This window comes from Pseudarthrobacter cellobiosi (genome assembly GCF_023913815.1).
Taxonomy (GTDB): domain Bacteria; phylum Actinomycetota; class Actinomycetes; order Actinomycetales; family Micrococcaceae; genus Arthrobacter; species Arthrobacter cellobiosi.
In genome coordinates, this window is record NZ_JAMXBK010000020.1 from 74286 (window position 1) to 98927 (window position 24642).

A 24642-nucleotide genomic window follows, 5' to 3' on the forward strand; every position below is an offset into this window, starting at 1 on the left:
GCGGAATCATGGCGCGCTGGCAGGGTTAAGCTCGGGGGCGATTCCCACGCATAGCCAGGCCGTGATCTGGCGGGCCATGGCTTCCTGGTCCGGCTTCGCCGCCGAATCAGGTGTGCTGAGCCATTGCTCGCCGGCATTCCGGACCAGGCCGATGGCCGCCGTGGGCCAGTAGCCAATCACCGCTTCTTTGCCATCCCCGAGGTGGGTCCGCATCGGCGCCGCAATCATCTCGGCGATGGAATCAAAGAAGTGTCCTAGGGCTCCGGAGATGGCCGCCGATCCCTGCGGACCGTCTGCGTCCACTGGCGCATAGCGGGTGACGAAGCTATAGACGTTGGGGCTGGTTTCCGCCATCTGGAGATAGGCCGAAATCATGGCAAGCAGCCCTTCCCTAGGCGTCTGGGCACCCTGGGCCGCTTCGCGGATCTTGCGCTGCATCTGGCTCAGGACAACTTCCCCGACAGCGTGCTGCAGTCCTGCCTTGTCGCCGAAGTAGCGATAAAAGACCGACTTTGATGTGCCGGAGGCCGCTGCAATCTCCTCCATAGAGGCATCGCTGCCCAGCGCGTGAACCGCGCGGCGTGCGGACTTGATGAGCTCCCGGCGTCGTTCCTCCCGATGCGTCTGCCAGCGGGCCGAACGGCCGTCGGCATTTGAGCCGGTGGCCGGCGTCTGGACTTCTGAGTGGAGGTTGTTCACGATACTCAGCGTATCAGGTACGCTGGGTATCGGTAACCGTCGCAGATCAGAGGAGTCACCCATGTCCGTCAATGGACAGTCCGGCACCGGACCCCACGAATTCGCCAGCCCCACGACTTCCGGCGCGGCGCGTCCAGTCCGCCGGGCCGTAATTGTGGGTGGTAACCGGATCCCGTTTGCCCGGTCCGGCGGGGCCTACACGAAGTCTTCCAACCAGGACATGCTCACCGCCGCACTGGACGGTCTTATCGCCAGGTTTGGCCTCCAGGATGAGCGGATCGGCGAGGTTGCGGCCGGGGCCGTGCTCAAACACTCGCGCGACTTCAACCTCACCCGCGAGGCAGTCCTGGGTTCGGCGTTGTCGGCGGAAACCCCCGCCTACGACCTGCAGCAGGCGTGCGCCACCGGCCTCGAAACGGTTCTAGGCCTGGCCAACAAGATCAAACTGGGCCAGATCGATTCCGCCATCGCCGGTGGTGTCGACTCGGCGTCGGATGCCCCCATTGCTGTCAGTGAGGGTCTCCGCGAGATACTCCTGGACCTCAACCGCGCCAAGACCCTTCCCCAGCGCCTGCAGGTGCTCAGCCGGCTGCGGCCCAAGGACCTGGCCCCCGATGCTCCGAGTACGGGGGAGCCACGCACCGGCCTGTCCATGGGCGAGCACCAGGCGCTGACCACCGCGCAGTGGAACATTTCGCGGGAGGCGCAGGATGAGCTGGCTTTCAACAGCCACCGCAACCTTTCCGCCGCGTATGACGCAGGATTCTTCGATGACCTCCTGACGCCATACCGCGGCCTCGCCAAGGACTCCAACCTGAGGGCGGACACCACACTGGAGAAGCTGGCTACACTCAAGCCCGTCTTCGGGAAGAGCCTCGGCGCCGAGGCCACCATGACGGCGGGAAACTCCACACCGCTGACCGACGGGGCCTCCACGGTCCTGCTCGCATCCGAAGACTGGGCTGATGCACATGACCTGCCGAAGCTCGCCACCGTCGTGGATGGTGAAGCTGCCGCCGTGGACTTCGTCCACGGCAAGGACGGACTGCTTATGGCCCCCGCGTTTGCGGTCCCCAGGTTGCTGGCCCGCAACGGACTGACGCTGGATGACTTCGACTTCTTTGAGATCCACGAAGCCTTCGCCGGGACTGTCCTGAGCACCCTGGCCGCTTGGGAAGATGATGAGTTCGGCCGCACCCGGCTGGGACTTGAGGGTGCCTTCGGCAGCATCGACCGCACCAAGCTGAACGTCAACGGCTCCTCCCTGGCCGCGGGCCACCCGTTCGCAGCCACCGGCGGACGCATCGTGGCCTCGCTGGCCAAGATGCTGCAGGCCCAGGGCACCGTCGAGGAAAGGCCTGCGCGCGGACTTATTTCCATCTGCGCCGCCGGCGGCCAGGGCGTCGTCGCAATTCTCGAAGCACTCTAGGGGCACCGGATGACGGATAAATTCACCATCCTCGTCAACCAGGGCGTAGGCAAGAACATCGCCAAGCGGCTGGGCCTGCCCCAGCCTGCGCTGCTGCGCCGCTTCAAGCCGGGCCAGCCGCTGGTTACTGGCCCCGTCCTGGTCCAGGGCAACACCGCCGGTGCCGACGAACTGGCCGCCAAGCTGCTTTCCTGGGACCTGGACGTCCGGCGCCACGCGGTGCCCCGCGAAAAACTTGGCGCGATCATTCTGGTCCTGGATGAGCTGACCCGGCCCGAGGACCTTGAAAAGCCTGTGCTGTCCGCCGCGGCCTCCCTGCGTGATCTCGGCGCGAGCGCCCGCGTCATCACCATCTCCCGGCCGGCCGCCGAAACCGCGTCCCCTGCACAGTCGGCTGCCCGGCAAGGTGTGGATGGCTTCCTGCGGTCGCTGGCCAAGGAACTCCGGGCCGGCGCAACAGCGAACGGCATCGTCCTGGCAGAAGGTGTCCAGAGCACCAGCCCCAGCGCTCTGGCAGCCCTGCGGTTCTTTCTGTCCGGCCGGTCGGCATTTGTGGATGGCCAGTTTCTGACTGTGGCAACCGAGCAGGGCCACCTCCCCCCGGACTTCGAGAAGCCGCTCGCCGGCAAGGTTGCCGTGGTCACCGGCGCCGCCCGCGGCATCGGTGCGGCTATTGCCCGGACCCTCCACCGGGACGGGGCCACCCTGGTCCTCGTAGACATCCCGGCAGCCGGGGACCATTTGGCTGCCGTTGCCAACGAAGTCCGCGGCACGGCGCTTCAACTGGATATCAGCAGCGCAGATGCCGGCCAGCGGATCATCGAGCACGCCGTGCAGCGTCACGGCCGTCTGGATATCGTCATCCACAACGCAGGAATTACCCGGGACAAGCTGCTCGCCAATATGGACCACAGCCGCTGGACCTCCGTCCTGAACATCAACATCGCCGCCCAGCTCAGAATCAACGAAGCGCTCCTTGCTTCTGAACACTTCCGTAATTCACCACGGATTGTCTCGGTGGCATCCACCAGCGGCATCGCGGGCAACCGCGGCCAGACCAACTACGCGGCGTCCAAGGGCGGCGTGATGGGTATGGTGCGCGCTTCTGCGCCCCTTCTGGCGGCGAACGGCGGGTCCATTAACGCGGTGGCGCCCGGATTCATCGAAACAGACATGACAGCACGGATCCCGTTTGCCGTCCGCGAAGTGGGACGGCGGCTGAACTCGCTGCAGCAAGGTGGCCAACCGTCCGACGTCGCGGAGGCCATTGCTTTCCTGGCGAGCGACGCCGCGGGGGGCATTAACGGCGACGTGCTGCGCGTCTGCGGACAGAACCTGGTGGGGGCATGAGTACAGTCCAGCCGGTCATCCTGGGGGAGATGCCTTCCCTGTCCAAGCTGTACGTCAATGCCGCCGCGCAGGCGGCGCGGCGGCGCGTCTTGGGCACGCACAACGGATCAAACCTTCCGGCCACTAGCCACGAAGTGCGCGGGGTAAGGGCCGACGTCGGCAACCTCACCGCCTACCAGCACCTCATCGGGCTGACTGCCAGGGACACCCTGCCGGCCGGCTACCTCCACGCACTGGCATTCCCGCTGGCCATGAGTGTGATGAACCGCGACGATTTCCCGCTGCCGCTCCTGGGCATGGTCCATCTCAGCAACCATGTGGAGCAGAGGTCGCCGGTGCTCTTCACGGAATCCCTGGACATCCAGGCCAGGGTTGAGAACCTCCGGGGCCACCGGGCCGGCACACAACTTGACGTTGTGTCCGAGATCCGTGGCGCGTATACGCCGGACATCAAGTGGACCGGGCGCTCCTCCTACCTGGCCAAGGGTGTGTTCCTCCCCGGCATCGACAAGCCAACGCCGCACAACCGCCAGGCCGATTTCACGCCTCCGGACCCCACCGCGATTTGGCAGTTGGGGGTCGACACCGGAAGGGCGTATGCCGCTGTTTCCGGTGACTTCAACCCGATCCACCTGAGCGTTCTTTCTGCCAAGGCCCTGGGCATGCGCCGCTCCATCGCGCACGGGATGTACCTTGCCGCGAGGGCCCTCGCGGATGTCGGGCCAGCCAAAGGCGAAACATTCACGTGGGATGTCACGTTCGAGGCTCCAGTGTTCCTGCCGGCCCGCGTTGCCTTGGATATCACCACGGCGCAGACGCCTGGCGAAGGCTGGCAGCGGGCCGAATTTGTGGCGTGGAACCCCCGTTCCGGCCGTCGCCACTTCAGCGGGTCCGTGGCACCGCTCTAGGACGCCGGCCGCACGGCCCTGAGGATACGGTGCAGGCTCAGGAGGATGGACTCGGACGCTGTCACGGCCGAATCTTCCTGGGCCCGCTCCGCAACCGTTGCCATGCCGGCCTCCACCGCTGACTTTGCGGCAGCAAACAGCCGCCGCTGGTCTGCTTCATCCTCGCCGTCGAACGAGGCCAGGAGTTCGCCGGTGGCGGTCATGGCCGCGGCCAGGGGCGCACTGTCGTTGAAAGGCACCGTGTAAGGTGCCTCGTCTGTCCAGATGACATCGGACAGGACTTCTGTCATGTCCTGGATGTGGAACGTCACCCTCTCCAGATCACGAAGGTTGTGGTAGTCGAGATCCACATCGCGGGGATGGAGCCGCCGGCGCGGATTGGCCCGCTGGCTCGCGTCAGCCTCCTGCACGAGATGGCGGACCGAGCTGGCTGCTTCGGCCAGCTCGGTCGACCGGCGGGACCAGTCCTCATGCTCAGGAGGCCACTTTTCAGTCAGGGCCGTTCCCATGTCAGTCAGCTGCCGCCCGAGGGCCAGCCGGAGTTTGCCCAGGCTGGTGGCTGCCGCATTGAAGCGCAGGGGCGGAAAGACCAGGAAGTTGACGGCGATGCCCACCGCGACGCCGACGCCCATCTGAAGGAGGTAGCCGAAGGAAAAGTCGTCCCGGTTGCTTCCCCCCACCAGCAGGACCAGCAGCGCCGCCGTCGGAATCCAATCGCTGCCCGAGCCGATGCGGGGGAGACCGCCGAGCAGCACGCCGAGTCCCATAACGACCGCAACAGACAGCGGTGACGGATCACCGACACTGACCAGCGCAAAGGCGAGCCCGATACCCAGGGCGAGTCCGACGAGCGCCTGGAGACCCTGCCGGAAGGATCCGGCCACGTTGTGGTACATCGACACCAGGGCGCCGAGCGGTGCGTAGTACGGATACTCGGCAGCGGATCCTGGCATCAGGGGAGCAATGGCGAAAGCGAGGCCGGCGGCCAGAGCTGCCTTCGCCGCCAGCTGCAGGCGCTGTACTGTGAATGCCGACGAGAGACCGGCCACCGAATTCCGCAGGATTCGGGTTCCAGCGGAGGGCCGGCCCTGCGGCTGCGTTTGAGTGTCACCCATCAGCCCCACACTAGGTGCACCCGTGTACTAGGACAAGGCCGACGCCGCCCGCCGGACCTCCGCAGCCAGCCGATGAGCTTTGCCCTGGGTGCGTCCGTCCTCCGCCCGCTGCGGGATGTATCCGAAGCCGAGGCCGTACGCGGGATCGGCGAACCCCAGCGCAGCGTTGGCTCCCTCGTGGCCGAAAGCGCGGTGGCTGCCGAAATTCCGCGACACGTGTGGCTTCATAAAGACCACGGCAAAGGCGTTGTCCAGTCCGGACAGGCGGTCCAGGCCCCACACCTGCTCCTGGGACATGGCGCTGGCAGTCTCAGGGGTCAACAAGGGGTCCCGGCCGTCCACACCGGTGATGGCCGCGGCGTAGAGCCTGGCCAGGCCCTCCGCCGTACCCACACCGCCGGCGGCACTCATCCCCGCGGCGCGCACGGCCCGTTGATTGGGAAGTTCCATGATTGTGCTGACTGCCGCGTTGCTGTTAAGCCCGTCCAGGCTCAGTGGATCCAGCCATGGTTGAAGGGGATCGACGTCGTAGAGGACGTCACGGTAGCGCGGTTCCAGCTTTTCGGGCAGCCCCAGGAAGAAGTCGATGCCGTAGGCCGTGCGGATGCGCTGGTCATAAAGGCTCTGCAGGCTGGTGCCCGTGACCCGCCGGCAGAGTTCCTCCATGATGATTCCGATGGTGAGAGCGTGGTACCCGAAGCAACTGCCGGGACGCCATGCGGGGCTCGCCGCTGCCAACCTTGCCGCGGCCCGGGACGTGGTGAATTCGTCCAGGGCGAAGCCTCCCTCGACTCCCACCAGGCCGGCCTGATGGGACAGGGCTTCACGCACCAGCAGGCGGTCCTTGCCGTGGCAACCGAACTCGGGCCAGTAGTGCGCCACCGTCCGGTCAAGGTCCAGCAGCCCGTCCTGGACGAGCAGCGAAATCACCAGCGCCGCCACGCCCTTGGAGACTGAATACGCCCCCGTGATGGAATCGGCGGTGATGTGGGGCCCGCCGAACAGGTCCACGATCTTCACGCCGTCGCGGTAGGCAGCCAGTTGGGCGCTGTACTGCGGATCCGCGGCGAGAAGGGCCTCGAACAGATCCAAAACGCCTTCATAACCGGGCGCTGCAAAGCCAAGAGAATTCTGCATGGGCTTAGCCTAACCGGTTAGAAAGCGCTTTCCCGATGCGGCGCCGCTCCATGGCATGGGGAAACTTCTTCGCCGGGGTGCACCGGTCCCGGGGGAGTGCCGTCACCGAACGGCCGGCCGGCTAGTGATTCCCTGCCATGGGACTCCAGCCAGCCCTCCGGATCAGGACCCTGCGGCACCATCCGGGTGGGATTGATGTCCTCGTGGACGATGTAATAGTGCTGCTTGATCTGGACAAAGTCGATCGTGTCTCCGAATCCGGGAGTCTGGAAAGATCCCGCGCGTAGCCCCACAGGGCCGGCAGTTCGCTCAGTTTCTGCCGGTTGCACTTGAAATGCCCGTGGTAGACGGCATCGAACTTGGCCAAGGTGGTGAACAAGCGGACATCCGCTTCCGTGATCGTGTCACCCACGAGGTAACGCTGTCCGGTGAGGCGTTCCTTGTGCCAGTCGAGCGCGGTCCACAGCCTGGTGTAGGCCGAGTCGTAGGCCTCCTGGGAGCCCGCAAAGCCACAGCGGTAGACGCCGTTGTTGACCTCGGTGAAGACGCGCTAGTTGACGGAGTCAATTTCGGCGCGGAGGTGTTCCGGGTAAAGGTCAGGCGCTCCGACCCGGTGGAAACGGGTCCATTCGGTGGCAAAGTCCAGGGTGATCTGAGGGAAGTTATTGGTGACCACCGCGCCGCTGGCAATATCAACGATCGCCGGCACCGTGATGCCGCGCGGGTAATCCGGGAAGCGCCGGAAATAGGCGCTCTGGATGCGCTCGATGCCAAGCACAGGGTCCACCCCGCACGGATCGAGGTCAAAAGTCCACGACCGGGCATCGTGGGTAGGGCTGGGCTGGCCAAGGGAGATGGAGTCCTCCAGGCCGAGGAGCCTACGCACAATCACGGCCCGGTTCGCCCACGGGCATGCCCGCGCCGCAATCAGCCGGTACCGGCCAGCTTCCACTGGCCACCCCGGCTCGCCGTTGACGCCGGCGCGGCCGTCGTGGGTGATCCGGTCCTCAATGTAATTGGTGTCCCGGTTGAACTCGGCACCGCCGGTCACATATGCGCCCAGGGTGCTGTGTCCGGTGCTGGTGTCCGTGCTGTCGGCAGCGGTGGCGTTCGCGGCCTGTGGCCCGCTCGAAGATTCCTGGCTCATGCGGAGCAGCCTAGGCTCCGGCGGCCAGGATTGCTGAGATGGGTTGCCAGGCGACCAGCCAGGAGCCGGCAATAACGGCGACAAAGAGCGCGATCCAGATGCCGGAGGGTATGGACGTTGCGCGGTACAGCAGATAGGCGTCGGAACTGGCCAGCCTGTCACGGCGCCGCAGGTGCACATTGGTGAGCTTCACGAGGTCCCGGACGGCGGCCACGAGCAGCGCCACGCCAAGCACGATTGCAACATGGCCGGTGAAGCTGCTGGGCACAACGAGGACCAACAACCCGCCCCCTGCGACGGCAAGGCCTGTGATCAGCAGCCCCGCGAAGTTCCTGATGAACACCAGCGAAACCAGGAGCATAAGGGTTCCCGTGGCCAAGGCCGCCGGACCCCAGCCGGCAAAACCGGAAGTGACCAGGGCGGCGCCGGTCAGGGCAGGAACAGGATAGCCCCAAAATCCCGACCAGACGGCGGCGGCCCGGCCCCGGCTGTAACTGGTTGTTGTGCCTGAGTGGTCCAACCGGAGCCGGATCCCGCTCAGTCTTTGGCCGCTCATGACGGCGGCGAAAGCATGGCCGAGTTCGTGCGTGGCGGTGGCCAGGAGCCCAAAGTACTTCCAGGTGGCACGGGGGATTGACAATGCAGTTGCCAGCGCCAGCACCACAGCCAGTTCGGCCACCGTGACTTGGGGGATGGCGGCACGGCTGAAGGCTTCAATGATCCGTTGCCACAATTGCTCGGGAATCAAGGTCGTTTCCCGCCGGGCCGGGAGTAGTGATTGTCAGCCATAGCCCTCTACGGTACTAGAGGGATGGTTCACCACTGTCCTGCTGCCCTGCCGCCTTGGGGCGCTCAACGAATCGAGGAATGCCGTGACCACTTTGAAGGAACGCCTGCACGCTGATGTTGTGGTGCACATGAAGGAGCGGAACAAAACCGCCCTGACAACGGTGCGCAATGTCCTGGGCGAGATCGAAACACGCGAGAAGTCGGGAAAGACGCCCATTGTCCTGGACGATGCCCAGGTGACCTCGTTGTTGCAGAAAGAGGCTGCCAAGCGACGCGACACCGCAAGGATCTACACGGAAGCCGGCGAATCCGAGCGGGCGGCGGCTGAGATCGCCGAGGCCGGAATCATAGAGGCGTACTTGCCGCAGCCACTGACAGCCGCGGAAGTCGAGGCGATCGTTGACGAGACCATCGCCGGGCTGAGGAACGAAGGCGTGGAGCCCGGAATGCGTCAGCTGGGCGCTGTGATGAAACCTGTCACGGCCAAAGTCGCCGGACGCTACGACGGCAAGGCGGTCAGCGAGATCGTCCGCAGCCGCCTCGCCTGAGCCGTCAGCTCGAGCCTGTTAACGGGAAAGGCACGCCTACTGAACGTGGGCGTGCCCTAACTTCCTGTTGGCGGAACTCGGCCGCCACGGAAAAGTGTCCGGTTTCTTGAATCAGCCTTCGCAGTCAATGCAGTAGCTGTGTCCGTCTTTCTGCCGCGCAATCTGGGAGCGGTGCCGCACCAGGAAGCAGGAGTAGCACGTGAACTCGTCCTCAGCCTGCGGGATAACCTGCACGACCAGTTCCTCGGCAACGAATTCGCCTCCCGGAACGCCGGCGCCATCCAGCCCGTCGGCCTCATCGAGCTCGAGGACGACGCTGCGGGCGTCCGGTGCATTGGCGGACTGCAGTGCCTCGAGTGAGTTGTCCTGCGACTCCTTGACGTCGGAGCGAAGTTCGTCGTAATCGGTTGCCACTTAGGTGTATCTCTTTTCTTTGGTTCGTCTGTCGCGTATGCAACCTACAGCATCCGGCGGGTATTCCCCAATAGCCTGGCAAGAAAATTTCTCTGCGGCGGCTATATTTCCGTGAGGACACCCGCTGGGATGGGCGTCGGGTGACATTGGGCACCATGGTGCCCGGGACCGAAAGTCAGCGCACGGCGGCCGAGCCGCGAGACCTAGTTAAGTTCCTTGGCCAAGGCCGTGGTCTGAGGCGGGGTAACCCGCCCCAGGCGCTCATCGAGCGTCACGCGCAGCCGGGCGGCCGCCACCTGAACCCGGTAGTCGGCAGGGGTGACCTTCCCGTCCGGCGCAGAGGCGGCATTCGGGCGTGCTTGGACGTCCTTGTGTTCAGACGACCCTGCGCTCACGGTCCAGTCACTATCGTCCCCGCCCGGCACGTACTCCCACGCCGCGTCGAACAGTTCGAGCTCCTCGGTACGGGCCAGCTCACTGCCTGCGAGGACGTTTAATGTCGCAAGCCCCAAGGCCTTGGTTCCTTGATCTTGATCCAAGGCGCGGTCCAGGGCCCACTGGGTGCGCCGCCACCATTCCGCCCGGCTGTCCGCTTCGGTTTGTTGCCGGAGCGACTGCTCGTCGGCGTCGCGTTTCTGGTCCAGCGCTGTCTTATCGGCCGACGTGCGCTGGGCCAGGGTGCGCCAGTTGATGTAGAAGGCCAGCAGGGCCGCGATCAGGACAGCCAAGGGGCCAAGCCCGGCAAGGATCACCCACCAGTCGGCCGCCCCGGAGTCGACGACGACTTCAAGCGGGCCAGGCGGCGGGGTTGGATTCACGGCTCCAGCTTAGGCCGCCGAAGGAAACAGAAAAACCCCTGAAATCCTTGGATTCCAGGGGTTTTCCCATTTGTGCGCGGAGGGGGACTTGAACCCCCACCCCCTTTCGAGGACTAGCACCTCAAGCTAGCGCGTCTGCCATTCCGCCACCCGCGCAGGTGGTATTTCGGAGATCGTTTCCGCCTTTCAGCGTTTCGCTTTTCTCCGAAGCAGCGAGAAAAACTCTAACACGAACTTTCCGGAAACATGGAATCGGGGCTGATGGGTAGGCTGAGGGCACACGAGAACGCAGGTTGTTTGCAGCCTTCCCACTGCCCAAGGAGTATCTATGTCTGACATCCGTGCCGAGGATGAAGTTGTCCGAATTTGCCAGGAACTCATCCGGATAGATACCTCGAACTACGGTGACGGCTCGGGTCCGGGGGAGCGGGTGGCCGCGGAATACGCAGCCGGGCTCATCGAGGAAGTAGGCCTCGCAGCCGAGATCTTCGAGTCGGCGCCCGGCCGCGCAAGTGTTGTGACTCGGATGGCCGGTGAGGATCCGTCCGCCAGCGCGTTGGTGGTGCACGGGCACCTCGATGTAGTGCCCGCCCTGCGTGAACAGTGGTCGGTGGATCCCTTTGGCGCGGAGCTCAAAGACGGACTCATCTGGGGCCGCGGGGCCGTGGACATGAAGGACATGGACGCCATGATCCTTGCTGTGATGCGGGATTTGGCCAGATCCGGGCGCAAACCCAAGCGCGACATTATTTTTGCCTTCTTCGCCGACGAGGAAGCCGGCGGTGAGTATGGCGCCCGCTACGCAGTCGACAAGCGGCCCGAGCTCTTCGAAGGCGCAACCGAAGCCATCTCGGAAGTAGGCGGCTTCTCGGCAACCATCGGCGGGCAGCGCACCTACCTCCTGCAGACGGCTGAGAAGGGCATCTCCTGGCTCCGGCTGGTGGCGCACGGCCGGGCTGGCCATGGCTCCCAGATCAATACGGACAACGCCGTCACCCGGCTGGCTGCGGCGGTAACCCGGATCGGCGAATACAAGTGGCCGATTGAGCTGACGCCCACCACACGGCAGTTCCTGGACGGCGTGACTGAACTCACAGGGGTGGAGTTCGATCCGGACAATCCGGACCGCCTGCTCGACCAGCTCGGCACCGTGGCGCGCTTTGTGGGGGCAACCCTGCAGAACACCACTAATCCCACGCTGCTCAAGGGCGGCTACAAGCACAACGTCATCCCCGAATCGGCTGAGGCCCTGGTGGACTGCCGGACGCTCCCGGGCCAGCAGGACCACGTGCTGGAGGTCGTGCGCGAGCTTGCGGGCTCCGGTGTCGAGGTCAGCTACGTTCACAACGACGTCTCGCTTGAGGTCCCGTTCGCCGGAAACCTGGTGGATTCCATGATCGACGCCCTGCACACCGAGGACCCGGGGGCGAAAGTGCTTCCCTATACGCTCTCCGGCGGCACGGACAACAAATCATTGAGCCGGCTCGGTATCACCGGCTACGGCTTCGCTCCCCTCCAGCTACCCGACGATCTCGATTTCACCGGGATGTTCCACGGTGTGGACGAGCGGGTTCCGGTGGATTCGCTGAAGTTCGGCGCCCGGGTGCTCAACACGCTCCTCACCAATTACTGAGCCGGCCCGGACATGACTCCCGAGGAAGTCCTGCCGGAGCCCTTGCTCCAGGCCATCCGCGGCCGTGCTGCGGGCTACGACCTGGACAACACCTTCTTCTTTGAAGACCTCGAAGAGCTGACCGCCGCCGGCTACCTCAAGCTCTTTGTGCCGGCGTCCGACGGCGGCCTGGGGCTCGGGCTGGAGGCGGCAGCACAGTGCCAGCGGCGGCTGGCAACGGCGGCCCCGGCCACCGCCCTGGCCATCAACATGCACCTGGTGTGGACCGGCGTCGCCCACGTCCTGGCCGCAAAGGGGGACCATTCCCTTGGCTTCGTCCTGCAGGAGGCCGCCCACGGCGAGATCTTCGCCTTCGGCAATTCCGAAGCCGGCAACGATTCGGTCTTTTTTGATTCAAAAACGGCAGCCGTTCCCTTGCCGGGCGGAGCGTACAGCTTCACTGGTACCAAGATCTTCACGAGTCTTTCGCCCGCCTGGACCCGGCTGGGAATCTTCGGCAAGGACGGCCAGGCAAGGGAAGGCGCAGGGGAGCTCGTGCACGGATTCATCACCCGGACTGCCGCGGGCTACTCCATCCTGGATGACTGGAACACCCTGGGCATGCGGGCCAGCCAGTCAAACACCACCGTCCTGGACGGCGTCGAGGTCCCCCCGGACAGGATCTTCCGCAAACTCCCGGTGGGACCCAACGCCGATCCGCTGATTTTCGCCGTCTTCGCGTGCTTCGAGACATTGCTGGCTGCCGTGTACACCGGCATTGGCGAACGTGCCCTGAACCTGGGTGTTGAGGCCGTCAAGCGCCGTACATCCTTCAAGAATGCCGGCCGCAGCTATGCGCAGGATCCGGATATCCGCTGGAAAATCGCGGAGGCCGCCATGGCCATGGATATCCTCTACCCCCAACTGCTGACCGTCACCCGCGATGTGGATGCGCTCGTTGAGCACGGGCCGCAATGGTTTCCCAAACTTGTGGGGCTGAAGGTCAATGCAACTGAAACGGCCCGCCGCGTTGTGGACCTGGCCATCAGGGTAAGTGGCGGCTCCAGTTACTTTCGTGGGTCGGAGCTTGAGCGCCTGTACCGGGACGTGCTGGCCGGGATGTTCCACCCATCAGACGATGAGTCGGCGCACAACACCGTGGCGAACGCGTGGCTGGGTCCGTTGGAGGACTGAAACAGGCCCCTGGCCCGTCAACCCCTACACGGTCCGCTGGCCCGTTAATCCCTATACGGTCCGCTGGACCTGCATCACCCGGCGGCGGAGCCAGAAGCGCCTGCCGCCGCCCAAATACAGCTTGCTGCGTTCCAGCTCCCACTTGCCGTACTCGGAATGCTCCACAAGCCGGCGCCTGGCGTCAGGCAGCGAATCGTCAGGGCTGACCGTCAGGACGAGGTACTCGTACTGCCTAAGAATGTCCCGTTCGCGCTGGACCGAGCTGGTGAGAAAATGTTCCTTCATTGCTCTCCATTTTCGTCCTTTTCCGGCTAACGTGAAGGCATGAGCATCGATCCGCGTGTCGCGCTTCAGTCCTTGACAACCGCCTTGGAAGAACACCTTATAGCAGCATCCAACCGGCGTGGAGATGGCGATCCCGCGGTGGAAGCGGCTTTTTTTGCGGTCGCAGATGCTTTCGAGGTTTATGAAGACGCACTCTACGAGGCTTACAGCGAAGTTACACCCCTTCAGGTCTTCGATGATGAAGAAGACGAGGACGATGAAGCCGGCATCGATGACGACGAGGACCTGGAAATCCTCGAGGACTGAGAACTCCACGCCGCCATCGCGGGCAACGACCTAACGCCGCGGCCCTGAACGGCGTGTCAGCCGGGCACGGAAACTCAGCCGGGCAGGGAAACGTCCTCGAGAGCGCGGGCAATTTCGGGAGGCAACCTGGTCAGTTGGGCCGCCATGATTTCTTTCGCCTGCACGGGCGTCCTGGGTCCGATGATGGCCGTGGCCACGCCATGCTGTGACAACAGCCAGCTCAGCGAAACATCCAGCGGTGTCCTGCCCAGGCCCTTGGCAGCCATGGCCACGGCTTCCACAACGCTGGACGGCTGCGCCTCCAGATACGGCTCTACGTAGGGTGCGGAGTCTGCTCTTGCCGCCCGGGAATCGGCGGGAATGGCGCCGCGGTACTTGCCGGTCAGGACGCCGCGTCCCAGCGGAGCCCAGGCCATCAGCCCCAGACCGGCATCTTCGACGGCGGGAACCAGTTCCGCTTCCGCCTTTCGCTGCAGGAGTGAATATTCAGCCTGCGCGGCTACGAGCGGAAATCCGGCCACCGCCGCGGCCTTGGCGCTTTGCCACCCGCTGAAGTTGGAGATGCCCGCATAACGGGCGCGGCCGCTCCGGAGCGCGAATTCAAGCGCAGACAGGGTCTCGTCCAGCGGGACGTTGCCGTCCCAGGCCTGGGCAAACCAGATATCCACGTAGTCAGTCCCCAGCCTCGCCAGGCTGGCGTCCAGGCCGGTGAGCATCGCGTTGCGCGAAGTGTCCACCGTGCGCCGGCCGTCCGACGTCGACATCCCGGCTTTGGTGGAGATGCAGACTTCGGTGCGGGAGACAACGTCACCCATGAGGGACCCGATCATCGCCTCTGCGCGGCCGTCGGCGTATGACGCCGCGGTATCTATGAGTTTTCCGCCACCATCGATAAATGTCCGCAATATCTCCGAGGCGTCCTGTTCGTCGGTATCGCCGGACCAGGACATGGTGCCGAGGGAAAGGGCGGAGACTCGCAATCCACTGTTGCCGACGTAACGCTGCTGCATAGCTGCAAGCTTACGGGGAATCAACAGGGTCCATGACGTAGGGTCTTAGCGTGAACTGGTTTGAGGCGGCCCTGCTGGGCCTAGTGCAGGGACTGACCGAATTTCTACCGATTTCATCGAGCGCCCACCTGCGGATTGTGGGGCAGTTTCTGCCCAACGCATCCGATCCCGGAGCCGCGTTTACCGCCATCACGCAGCTTGGTACCGAAACGGCGGTGGTGATCTACTTCTGGCGCGACATCGTGCGGATTGTCAAGGCTTGGGCGGGATCGCTGACCGGAAAAGTCTCCCGGCAGGACCCGGATGCCCGCATGGGCTGGCTGGTGATCCTGGGCAGCCTCCCCATCATCGTGCTGGGTCTGCTCTTCCAGGATCAGATCGAGTCGGTGCTGAGGAGCCTGTGGCTCGTAGCCACCATGCTGATCGTCTTCGGGCTCTTTCTGGCCGTGGCCGACGCGATCGGAAAGCAGGACCGGGACCTCACCCAGCTCACCTACAAACACGGCATTTTGTACGGCTTCGCCCAGGCCCTGGCTCTTATTCCCGGTGTGTCGCGATCCGGCGGCACCATCACCGCAGGTCTCCTGATGGGCTACACACGCGAAGCCGCCGCGCGGTATTCGTTCCTCCTGGCTATCCCGGCGGTGTTCGGCAGCGGCCTTTACCAGCTGTACAAAGTGGTCTCCAAGGAAGGCATCACCGGCCCCTACGGCCTTCCGGAGACGGCGCTGGCCACCGTCATCGCCTTGGTGGTGGGCTACGTGATCATCGGTTGGTTCCTCAAGTTCATTTCCACCCGAAGCTACCGGCTCTTCGTCTGGTACCGGATCTTCCTGGGCCTGGCCCTGTATCTCTTGCTCGGTTTCAATGTCATCAGCGCCTAGCCGTAGGCTTAGGCTGTGAAATCCTGGACCTCCCGCCCTGTCCCTGCGCTGCCCGGCGCCATGCCTGCCATCCGGCTGTTCGATACCGCTAAGGGGAGTGAGGTCACGCTCCGGGCCGGGGGAGAGCAATCCATGTACGTCTGCGGGATCACTCCCTACGACGCAACCCACATGGGCCATGCGGCCAGCTACGTGGCCTTCGACCTGCTGAACAGGGCCTGGCGTGACGCCGGCCAGCAGGTTTCCTACGTCCAGAACGTCACCGACGTCGACGACCCCCTGCTGGAGCGGGCGACTGCCACCGGTGTGGACTGGCGGGACCTGGCCGCGAGCCAGATTGAACTCTTCCAGACCGATATGGAGGCCCTGAACGTCCTCTCGCCGGACCACTACGTGGGTGCCGTTGAATCAGTTGACATCATTGTTCCGGCCATCGAACGGCTGGTCCGGCTGGGGCTGGCCTACCGCGTCCCTGGTACGGCAGGGGAGCCCGACGGCGACGTCTACTACGACGTCGAAGCTGCCGGCAAGCAGTCGGTCGCCCCGGATGCCTGGACCCTGGGCTCGATCTCCCGCCTTGGTGAAGCCGAAATGCTGGAACTGTTCGCCGAACGCGGCGGCGACCCGGGCCGGGCCGGCAAGCGGCAGGCCCTGGACCCCCTGCTCTGGCGGGTTGCCCGTGACGGCGAGCCCAGCTGGCCGGGCGGCGGGTTGGGCCAGGGCAGGCCTGGCTGGCACATCGAATGCACGGTCATCGCCCAGCAGTACCTGCCGGCTCCCTTCACTGTCCAGGGCGGCGGCTCTGACCTCATCTTCCCGCACCACGAGATGGGCGCCGGTCACGCCTATTCCCTCGCCGAAGTTCCGCTGGCCCACCACTATGCCCACGCCGGCATGGTGGGCCTGGACGGCGAAAAGATGAGCAAGTCCAAGGGCAACCTGGTCCTGGTGTCCAAACTTCGGGCCGAGGGAGAAGAACCGGCTGCCATCCGCCTGGCCATCCTGGCCCACCATTACCGTTCAGACTGGTCCTGGACCGCTGAAGGGTTTGAAGCCGCGAAGGACCGCCTGGCTGCGTGGCGCAGCGCCGTCGCCACCTCGCCGGAAGGATCGGCCCCCGGCCTGATCGCAGAAATGCGGTCCGCCCTTGCATCTGACCTGAACGCGCCGGCCGCCCTGGAAGCTGTCGACCGCTGGGCTGCCTCGGCGGACTCCGCCGCGGCAGCGGGCAGCCAGCATGATCAGGCCCTGGTCAGGGACGCCCTGGACGCCTTGCTCGGCGTCGTACTCTAGGGCTTGTCCCGGCCCCGACGCTTGAGATAGCGCTCAAACTCCCGCGCGATGGATTCGCCGCTCGCCTCCGGAAGATCGGCCGTATCTTTTGCCTCTTCCAGCTGGCGGACGTACGCGGCGATCTCAGGATCCTCGGTAGCCAACTCATCGACGCCGCGCTCCCACGCAGCTGCCTCTTCCGCCAGTTCGTGCGTGTCCAGCGGGACTTGGATCAATTCCTCGACCCGGTGCAGGAGAGCCAGCTGCGCCTTGGGTGACGGGGCCTGGGCCACGTAATGCGGGACGGCTGCCCAGAGGGAAACAGTAGGAAGGCCCGCCAGGAGGGACACTTCTGACAGTACTCCGACGATGCCGACGGGACCTTCATACTGGGATGCTTCAAGGTTGAGGCGTTCCCGCAACACAGCGTCGTCAGAGGAGGTGCTGACCGGAATCGGCCTGCTGTGCGGAACGTCTGCCAGAAGGGCCCCCACCAGGACCACGTAGTCCACCTTCAGCGCTTCGGCGTGGACCAGCAGTTCCGCCGTATAGGCCCGCCACTTGTAGGACGGCTCAATGCCCTGGACGAAAATGACGTCCACGTTCGAATCCGGCGCACTGGCCTTGTAGATCCGTGTGGAGGGCCACTTGATCTTGCGTTCCCCCGAGGCGTTCCTTCGGACCGTGGGACGCGTGAACTGGAAATCGTAGTATTCGTCGGCGTCAATGGACGCGACCTTCTTGCCGCCCCAAACCCTGTTCAGGTAGCGCAAGGAATCACTGGCGGCTTCGCCGGCATCGTTCCAGCCTTCAAATGCGGCCAGCATCACAGTAATGCGCTCCCCGTCCGCCACTGGCAGCAGGAACTGCTCCGGTTCAGGTGCGGCACCCGGTTCCGCGGTGTCTCCGTCGAAGCTATTCATCTCATCACCCTACGTCCAAGAACCGGCGCGACGCATTGAATGAAGAGCCAAAAAGTGCGCCGGGGCGCGTGCGCGCCCAAAGACAATGCTGATATTCGCCGAGGGCGTATCCACCGGCTGGCGTTCAGGTGCGCCCCGTAGACTGGGAACATGCGATCCCTACCCTCCGTTTCCCCGCTCAGAGCCGTTCTTTGGGATATGGACGGCACCATTGTGGACACTGAACGCTACTGGATTGCCGCGGAGCACGCCCTTGTGGAAGCGCATGGCGGCACCTGGTCACATGGGCAGGCCATGCAGCTCGTGGGTCAGTCGCTGACGTATTCGGCCGGAATCCTGCAGGCAGCCGGTGTCCGGCTGGAGCGCCGGGAGATCATCGACACCCTGACCTCTGAGGTCATCAGGAGCGTCCGGCACTCTGTTCCTTGGCGTCCCGGGGCGCGGGAACTGCTGGATGACCTGCACGTCGCCGGAGTGCGGTGCGCGCTGGTGACCATGTCGGAGGAGCCGTTGGCCCGCGAAATTGTCGCGAGCCTGCCCAAGCCTTACTTCGAATTCCTGGTCACGGGGGACACCGTCACCCAGGGCAAGCCGCACCCGGAAGCATACCTGAAGGCAGTGGAGCTGCTTCAGGAAGCGGACCCGGACCTGACCGTGGATCACTGCGTCGCCCTTGAGGACTCCGCACCGGGAGTGGCTGCTGCGGTGGCCTCGGGCGTCGCCACCGTCGCCATTCCGCACATTGTCCCGATCCCCGACGATCCCAGGCACACCACCTGGGAATCCCTGGCCGGCCGCACCGTTTCCGAGCTGGAGGCCATCGCCGCGGGCAGCCTGGCCGCCGCGGCGTCTGGATCTGCCGTGCTCGTGACGGGGACCCCGTCATGAGCTCCAAGCCCGCCCCCGCCCGCCGCGAAGGAATACCGCTCGGCAGGATCGCCGGAATCCCGGTCATTCTGGCCTACTCGTGGTTTGTGATCGCCGCCTTTACCGTCATTGTCTACGGGCCCCTGCTGTTGGAGCAGAATCCGGCACTGGGCATCTCCGCCTACTACATGGCGTTCGCGTACGCCCTGCTGCTCCTGATCTCCGTCCTGGTCCACGAACTAGCGCACGCCCTCACGGCCAAGATTTACGGCTGGCCCACGCAGAAGATCGTGTTGAATCTCTGGGGCGGCCACACCCAGTTTGAAAATTTCACGGCGACGCCGGCGCGCTCGGTCATTGTGGCCTTGGCAGGGCCGGCAGCCAACCTGGTCCTCGCCGGCGGTGCCTGGGTGGTCCTGTCCACCACCAGCATGGGCACTGTGGCCGAGATCCTCACGAACATCTTTATGTGGGCCAACTTCGTCATCGGCATCTTCAATGTCCTGCCCGGACTCCCGCTGGACGGCGGCAGGATCGTGGAGTCGGCCGTGTGGAAAGCAACCGGGAGCCAGGCCAAAGGCACCGTCGCCGCCGGCTGGGCCGGCCGTGTCATCGTGGTGGCGTTGGGCTTCTGGTTCATTGCCCGGCCGCTGCTGGCCGGTGAGACACCTGATTTCAGCCTCCTCATGATCACCGTCCTCGTTGGCGGCTTCCTCTGGATGGGTGCCAGCGCGTCCATCCAGCAGGGCACACTGCGCGGAAGGATGCATCTGGTCAGCGCCGCTGCCCTGGCGGCTCCCGCCGTCGGAATTCCAGCCACCGCCACTGTGGCGGACATCCGCAGGCTGTCACCGGACGGCTCACGGGCCGTTGTGGTGTGCGGGCCGGAGGGGCGCCCGCAGGGTGTAGTGGACGCAGGCGCCCTCGCCGCTGTTCCTGACCACGCGGCCGCCTCCACGCCTGCCACGGCAGTGTCCTATGCCCTTGCGGCGGGAGCCTACGTGCCTGAGTCCTCCCAGGGGCAGGAGCTGATCCAGTACCTTTCCCAGCTTGAAGGTCACGAATATGCAGTGGTGGACCGTCATGGAACGGTCACCGGCCTTCTGGCGCAGAACGTGGTGGTGGCCGCCATCACCGGCAAGGCTGACCGGTCGAATAGGCATCCGCAGGGTCAAAGCCGGTAGAGTTACGTGCCGGCCGTGCATTGCCGCCGCGTGGCCGCCCGGAGGCCTCCGCCGTACCGGGCGGACCTATTTCGATGCGTGGCCCCACAGTTTTACAGGAGCGAGGAAAATCCATGAGCAGCGAAACTGCCGCCGAAGCCGCAGCACCATCCACCACCGGTGTTGCCGCCAATGGCACCCAGCCGGTGGGAGCTGCCCGCCGACGCGGACCGTTCCGTGAAGGGGAACGGGTCCAGCTGACCGACGAGCGCGGTCGCATGAACACCATCACCCTTGAGAGCGGCGGCGCCTTCCACACGCACCGCGGCTTCCTGAACCACGACGAGATCATCGGAAAAGCTGATGGCTCAGTCGTCGTGAACAACGTCGGCCAGCAGTACCAGACGCTGCGCCCCCTCCTCTCGGATTTTGTCCTCTCTATGCCGCGTGGCGCCGCAGTGGTCTACCCGAAGGACGCCGGCCAGATCGTCACCATGGCCGATATCTTTCCCGGCGCCAGGGTTGTTGAAGCCGGCGTTGGCTCTGGAGCGCTGTCCATCTCGCTGCTCCGGGCCGTTGGCGACAACGGATACCTCCACTCGTTCGAGCGCCGTGAGGAATTTGCGGACATTGCCCGGGGGAATGTGGAAACCATCTTTGGCGGCCCGCACCCGGCGTGGAAGATTTCACTCGGCGACTTCCAGGAGGAAGTAGTCCGCAGCGAGGCGCCCGGATCCGTGGACCGTGTAGTGCTGGACATGCTGGCACCTTGGGAGTGCCTTGATGCCGTCGCCACTGTCCTGGCACCAGGCGGGGTCTGGATCAACTACGTGGCCACGGTCACCCAGCTCTCCCGGACCGCGGAGGCCATCAGGGCTGACGGCCGCTTCACCGAACCCGATGCCTGGGAGTCCATGGTCCGCGGCTGGCACCTTGAGGGCCTGGCCGTCCGTCCGGACCACCGCATGGTGGCCCACACCGGCTTCCTGTTGGTCACCCGCCGGCTTGCCGACGGCGTCACCGGCATCTCCGTCAAGCGCCGTCCCTCGAAGACTGGCTTCAACGAAGAAGACGTCAACGCCTGGACCCCGGGTGCCGTGGGCGAACGCCTGGTCTCCGACAAAAAGCTCCGCCGAGCCGCGCGCGATGCCATTGCCGGCACCAACGTCAAGGACGAACCGGAGATCACGAACTAGTCCACATTTCGGGAGTCTCCAGCAGTACCTGCCAACTTGGGGCTAAGGTCTTAAGAAGAAGAGCAGGAAGGGGCTGATGCACCATGGAGACGCCGAATCAGGACTCCGGACGTACACCGGCGGAGCAGTCGGCCGCCAACGAACTGTCGGCTGCAGAGCGGCAGGCCAATGTCCTCCGCGACAAACTCAGGCACATTGACCGCCAGCTGGCAGCCGCCACGCAGAACAACGCCAAGTTGGTCAGCATGCTGGAAGCGGCCAAGGCCGAGATCCTGCGGCTGAAAAATGCCCTGGACCAGGAGGGCCAGCCCCCGTACAGCTTCGGCACCGTCCTGCAGCTCAATCCCAGGCGGCTGCCGTCACCGGGCAACAGCGGCCAGGCGGCCACCGAGGAATCGGTGGACATTTTCAACGCCGGCCGGAAGATGCGGGTGGGCATCAGCCCCCTAGCCAACATCAACCAGCTGGCGGTCGGCCAGGAGGTCCTCCTCAACGAGGCACTGCTGATTGTGGCCGGCCTCGGCTATGAACGCGCCGGCGAACTCGCGACCCTCAAGGAAATGCTCGGAACGGACCGCGCACTGGTGGTGGGGCGGGCCGACGAAGAACGTGTCATCAGGCTCTCCGGAGCCCTGCTCACCGAAAAGCTGAGGGTGGGGGACGCGCTGTCCATCGACTCCCGCACCGGCTACGCCCTCGAAAAAGTGCCCCGCTCCGAAGTGGAAAACCTCGTCCTTGAAGAAGTCCCCGACATCACGTACGAGGACATCGGCGGACTTGGTCCGCAGATCGAGCAGATCCGGGATGCTGTGGAACTGCCGTTCCTGCACCCGGACCTCTACCGCGAGCATGGGCTGAAAGCCCCAAAGGGCATTCTGTTGTACGGCCCGCCAGGTTGCGGCAAGACCCTGATCGCGAAGGCTGTTGCCAACTCCCTCGCCGCCCGTGCGGCGGAGCGGTCCGGCAATGTGGACCTGAAGAGCTATTTCCTCAACATCAAGGGTCCGGAGCTTCTGGACAAGTACGTGGGCGAGACGGAGCGCCACATTCGCCTGATCTTCTCCCGGGCCCGCGAGAAGGCCTCGGACGGCAGCCCCGTGGTGGTCTTCTTCGATGAAATGGATTCGCTGTTCCGTACGCGCGGGACCGGGATCTCCTCGGACGTCGAGACCACCATCGTCCCGCAGTTGCTGAGTGAGATCGACGGCGTGGAGCGGCTCGACAACGTCATTGTGATCGGTGCATCCAACCGCGAGGACATGATCGACCCCGCCATTCTCCGTCCCGGCCGCCTGGACGTGAAAGTCAAGATCCAGCGCCCCGATGCAGAGGCCGCGGCGGACATCTTCAACAAGTACATCACCACGGACCTGCCGTTCCACGAGTCCGACCTCGCCGAGCACAGCGGCGACGTCCAGGCGACGGTGGACGCCATGGTCCAGCGCACGGTTGAAGCCATGTACTCCACGGAGAAGTCCAACGAGTACCTGGAAGTCACCTATGCCAACGGCGATACGGAAATGCTCTACTTCAAGGACTTCAATTCAGGCGCCGTTGTCCAGAACGTTGTGGACCGGGCCAAGAAGTACGCCATCAAGGATCTCCTGACCCTGCACCAGAAGGGTCTCCGGATCGAGCACCTGTTGCGTGCCGTGGTGGATGAATTCCGCGAACACGAGGACATGCCCAACACCACCAACCCGGACGACTGGGCCAGGATCTCAGGCAAGAAGGGCGAACGGATCACCTACATCCGCACCATCGTGCAGGGTAAGGCAGGCCAGGAGCCCGGCAAGTCCATCGAAACGATGCCGAACACAGGACAGTACCTGTGACGGCAGCCCCGGAACGCGCCGGCGGGGGAGGGCTCCCGGCCGGCGGGGCCATGCGCGTCATGGGGGCGGAAACGGAATACGGCATCCACGCCCCGTCTGCGCCCGGAGCAAACGCCACCATGATGTCCGCCCGCGTTGTCCAGGCTTATGCCCAGGTAACGCGGCAAAGGGCAGCCGGAGGGGCAGAGACCCGGTGGGATTACACGGACGAGGAGCCCCTCCACGACGCCCGTGGCTGGACCCTGGAACGGGCCTCCGCCCACCCCAGCCAGCTGACAGACCAGCCGCCGGTACTCGACGCCGAAGCGGTGGCGCTTGCCTACGGCCGCGAGGAATTGGAACTGGACGGCGACGACGAGGCCGGCAGCCTCCTGATGAACATGGTCCTGGGCAACGGAGCCCGCCTGTACGTGGATCATGCCCATCCGGAATACTCCAGCGCAGAGGTGACCAACCCCCGCGATGCGGTGATCTGGGATGCAGCCGGGGACCTCGTAGCGCTGGCGGCCGTCCGTCGCCTGGCCGCGGATCCCGAGCTGCCTCCGGTCAACCTGTACAAAAACAATACGGACAACAAGTCCGTCTCCTACGGCTCCCACGAGAACTACCTCATGCCGCGTTCGGTGCCCTTCGGGGACATCGTTCGGGGGCTGACGCCATTCTTCGTCACGCGCCAGATCATGTGCGGCGCCGGGCGGGTGGGTCTGGGGCAGGACAGCTCCACGCCCGGGTACCAGATCAGCCAGCGGGCAGATTTCTTTGAGGCGGAGGTGGGCCTGGAAACCACCATCCGGCGTCCCATCATCAACACCCGGGATGAGCCGCACGCCACCGCCGACAAATACAGGCGCCTGCATGTGATCATCGGTGACGCAAATCTGAGCCAATCCTCGAACTACCTCAAGTTCGGCACCACGGCCATGGTCCTGAGCCTGATCGAGGCCGGGCTGGCGCCCAAGGTGGAGGTGCACGAACCCGTCGCTGCGCTTCAGGCAGTCAGCCACGATACGTCGCTGACAGCCAAACTAAGGCTGCTGGACGGGCGCCGCGTGACGGCCCTGGACCTGCAATGGATATACCACGAGGCGGCGGCCAAGCTGGCGCAAGACACCGGCGTAGCCGATGCCGTGGACGGGGACGGCCATACGCATCAGGTGCTGGAGCGCTGGGCTGCCACGCTGACCCAACTCGATTCCGACAGGAACGCGGCGGCCACCTCCGTGGAGTGGTTGGCCAAGCTCTCCCTCCTCGAGGGTTACCGGAACCGCGACAACCTTGCCTGGGGTGACGCGAGGCTCGGCCTTGTGGACCTCCAGTGGGCAGACATCAGGCCGGAGAAGGGACTGTATTACCGGTTCCTGGCAAGGAACCGCATGCAGCGGATCGTCGACGACGGTGCCATCGCCGCAGCGATGACCGAACCGCCGTCGGACACGCGTGCCTTCTTCCGCGGACGGTGTATCAGCAGCTTCGGCAAAGACGTGGTAGGGGCCAGCTGGGACTCGGTCATCTTCGATGTGCCGGGCTACGGCCGGCTTCAGCGCGTGCCGACCCGGGAGCCCCTGCGCGGTACCAAGGCGCTCACGGGAGGGCTCTTTGCCCGCCACCGGACGGCAGGTCCGTTCCTCGCCGAACTTTTGGGGCATAACACCGCTCCGCCTGCGGCGTAAACCGCGCCGTCGGGCGGACAGCGTGGCAATATGGGCGTATCAGCAGATCCGCCCGGATCCGAGGATTTTAG

General features: G+C 64.7%; 23 protein-coding genes, 1 tRNA gene and 1 pseudogene. 14 read left to right on the forward strand and 11 right to left on the reverse strand.

Annotated elements, in window-relative coordinates:
- Positions 1-6 precede the first annotated feature (6 nt).
- A complete protein-coding gene (locus tag NG701_RS06040; RefSeq protein ID WP_374208656.1) occupies positions 7-699 on the reverse strand; it encodes a TetR/AcrR family transcriptional regulator in 693 nt (230 codons plus the stop codon).
- Positions 700-760: 61 nt separating this feature from the next.
- On the opposite strand from NG701_RS06040, the gene NG701_RS06045 reads away from it, so the two are divergent.
- From NG701_RS06045 to NG701_RS06055, 3 genes are read left to right on the forward strand one after another with little or no spacing between them, the layout of a single operon-like run.
- Complete coding sequence (locus NG701_RS06045) at positions 761-2128, forward strand: acetyl-CoA C-acetyltransferase (protein ID WP_252565357.1); 1368 nt, start codon at positions 761-763, stop codon at positions 2126-2128.
- A gap of 9 nt (positions 2129-2137) precedes the next feature.
- Entirely contained in the window at positions 2138-3478 is a 1341-nt protein-coding gene (locus NG701_RS06050; protein ID WP_252565358.1) for a 3-oxoacyl-ACP reductase, read from the forward strand.
- On the forward strand, positions 3475-4386 hold the full coding sequence (locus NG701_RS06055) for a MaoC family dehydratase (RefSeq protein ID WP_252565359.1): 912 nt from the start codon (positions 3475-3477) through the stop codon (positions 4384-4386). Before NG701_RS06050 ends, NG701_RS06055 begins: the two co-directional genes overlap by 4 nt.
- Here the strand turns inward: NG701_RS06055 and NG701_RS06060 are convergent.
- From NG701_RS06060 to NG701_RS06075, 4 genes and pseudogenes are all read right to left on the reverse strand, one after another.
- Positions 4383-5435, reverse strand: a complete 1053-nt coding sequence (locus NG701_RS06060) for an FUSC family protein (RefSeq protein WP_252565568.1) — start codon at positions 5433-5435, stop codon at positions 4383-4385. The two genes, NG701_RS06055 and NG701_RS06060, sit on opposite strands and share 4 nt — an antisense overlap.
- A 93-nt stretch (positions 5436-5528) precedes the next feature.
- The gene (locus NG701_RS06065; protein WP_252565361.1) at positions 5529-6638 is read right to left on the reverse strand and encodes a serine hydrolase domain-containing protein; all 1110 of its coding nucleotides are present in this window, start codon (positions 6636-6638) and stop codon (positions 5529-5531) included.
- A 17-nt stretch (positions 6639-6655) separates the two neighbouring features.
- Positions 6656-7785 (reverse strand): annotated as a pseudogene (locus tag NG701_RS06070) (glutathione S-transferase family protein).
- Between the two features lie 10 nt (positions 7786-7795).
- Complete coding sequence (locus tag NG701_RS06075; RefSeq protein ID WP_256475591.1) at positions 7796-8533, reverse strand: M50 family metallopeptidase; 738 nt, start codon at positions 8531-8533, stop codon at positions 7796-7798.
- 124 nt (positions 8534-8657) lie between these two features.
- Here NG701_RS06075 and NG701_RS06080 point away from each other — a divergent pair, with 124 nt between their 5' ends.
- A complete protein-coding gene (locus NG701_RS06080) occupies positions 8658-9122 on the forward strand; it encodes a GatB/YqeY domain-containing protein (protein ID WP_252565363.1) in 465 nt (154 codons plus the stop codon).
- Positions 9123-9233: 111 nt separating this feature from the next.
- Here NG701_RS06080 and NG701_RS06085 read toward each other — a convergent pair whose 3' ends face one another.
- From NG701_RS06085 to NG701_RS06095, 3 genes are all read right to left on the reverse strand, one after another.
- A complete protein-coding gene (locus NG701_RS06085) occupies positions 9234-9536 on the reverse strand; it encodes a DUF4193 domain-containing protein (RefSeq protein ID WP_252565365.1) in 303 nt (100 codons plus the stop codon).
- Between the two features lie 203 nt (positions 9537-9739).
- Entirely contained in the window at positions 9740-10354 is a 615-nt protein-coding gene (locus NG701_RS06090) for a hypothetical protein (RefSeq protein WP_252565367.1), read from the reverse strand.
- Between the two features lie 73 nt (positions 10355-10427).
- A tRNA-Leu gene (locus NG701_RS06095) sits at positions 10428-10510 on the reverse strand.
- 172 nt (positions 10511-10682) lie between these two features.
- Between NG701_RS06095 and NG701_RS06100 the strand changes: the two genes are divergently transcribed.
- Both NG701_RS06100 and NG701_RS06105 read left to right on the forward strand, forming a co-directional pair.
- Positions 10683-11987 (forward strand): M20/M25/M40 family metallo-hydrolase, encoded by a 1305-nt coding sequence (locus NG701_RS06100; RefSeq protein WP_252565368.1) that lies wholly within the window; start codon positions 10683-10685, stop codon positions 11985-11987.
- Between the two features lie 12 nt (positions 11988-11999).
- Positions 12000-13160, forward strand: coding sequence for an acyl-CoA dehydrogenase family protein (locus NG701_RS06105; protein WP_252565370.1), 1161 nt, complete (start codon positions 12000-12002; stop codon positions 13158-13160).
- Between the two features lie 51 nt (positions 13161-13211).
- Here the strand turns inward: NG701_RS06105 and NG701_RS06110 are convergent, their stop codons facing one another.
- Positions 13212-13445, reverse strand: coding sequence for a DUF5703 family protein (locus NG701_RS06110; protein ID WP_056339951.1), 234 nt, complete (start codon positions 13443-13445; stop codon positions 13212-13214).
- Positions 13446-13484: 39 nt separating this feature from the next.
- On the opposite strand from NG701_RS06110, the gene NG701_RS06115 reads away from it, so the two are divergent.
- A complete protein-coding gene (locus NG701_RS06115; protein ID WP_056339953.1) occupies positions 13485-13751 on the forward strand; it encodes a hypothetical protein in 267 nt (88 codons plus the stop codon).
- 74 nt (positions 13752-13825) lie between these two features.
- Here the strand turns inward: NG701_RS06115 and NG701_RS06120 are convergent, their stop codons facing one another.
- Positions 13826-14761, reverse strand: coding sequence for an aldo/keto reductase (locus NG701_RS06120; RefSeq protein ID WP_252565372.1), 936 nt, complete (start codon positions 14759-14761; stop codon positions 13826-13828).
- Between the two features lie 50 nt (positions 14762-14811).
- Between NG701_RS06120 and NG701_RS06125 the strand changes: the two genes are divergently transcribed.
- The gene (locus NG701_RS06125) at positions 14812-15645 is read left to right on the forward strand and encodes an undecaprenyl-diphosphate phosphatase (protein WP_252565374.1); all 834 of its coding nucleotides are present in this window, start codon (positions 14812-14814) and stop codon (positions 15643-15645) included.
- A 15-nt stretch (positions 15646-15660) separates the two neighbouring features.
- A complete protein-coding gene (mshC, locus tag NG701_RS06130; protein ID WP_252565376.1) occupies positions 15661-16938 on the forward strand; it encodes a cysteine--1-D-myo-inosityl 2-amino-2-deoxy-alpha-D-glucopyranoside ligase in 1278 nt (425 codons plus the stop codon).
- Here the strand turns inward: mshC and NG701_RS06135 are convergent.
- Positions 16935-17840: a PAC2 family protein gene (locus NG701_RS06135; protein WP_056339966.1), complete on the reverse strand. Its 906-nt coding sequence runs from the start codon at positions 17838-17840 to the stop codon at positions 16935-16937. The genes mshC and NG701_RS06135 overlap by 4 nt on opposite strands.
- A 150-nt stretch (positions 17841-17990) precedes the next feature.
- Here NG701_RS06135 and NG701_RS06140 point away from each other — a divergent pair, with 150 nt between their 5' ends.
- From NG701_RS06140 to dop, 5 genes are all read left to right on the forward strand, one after another.
- The gene (locus NG701_RS06140) at positions 17991-18728 is read left to right on the forward strand and encodes an HAD family hydrolase (protein ID WP_256472126.1); all 738 of its coding nucleotides are present in this window, start codon (positions 17991-17993) and stop codon (positions 18726-18728) included.
- Positions 18725-19891 (forward strand): site-2 protease family protein, encoded by a 1167-nt coding sequence (locus NG701_RS06145; RefSeq protein WP_252565378.1) that lies wholly within the window; start codon positions 18725-18727, stop codon positions 19889-19891. Before NG701_RS06140 ends, NG701_RS06145 begins: the two co-directional genes overlap by 4 nt.
- Positions 19892-20004: 113 nt before the next feature.
- Positions 20005-21066 (forward strand): tRNA (adenine-N1)-methyltransferase, encoded by a 1062-nt coding sequence (locus NG701_RS06150; RefSeq protein ID WP_252565380.1) that lies wholly within the window; start codon positions 20005-20007, stop codon positions 21064-21066.
- Positions 21067-21149: 83 nt separating this feature from the next.
- Entirely contained in the window at positions 21150-22901 is a 1752-nt protein-coding gene (arc, locus tag NG701_RS06155) for a proteasome ATPase (protein ID WP_252565382.1), read from the forward strand.
- Positions 22898-24571, forward strand: a complete 1674-nt coding sequence (dop, locus tag NG701_RS06160) for a depupylase/deamidase Dop (protein ID WP_374208657.1) — start codon at positions 22898-22900, stop codon at positions 24569-24571. Before arc ends, dop begins: the two co-directional genes overlap by 4 nt.
- Positions 24572-24642: the final 71 nt, after the last annotated feature.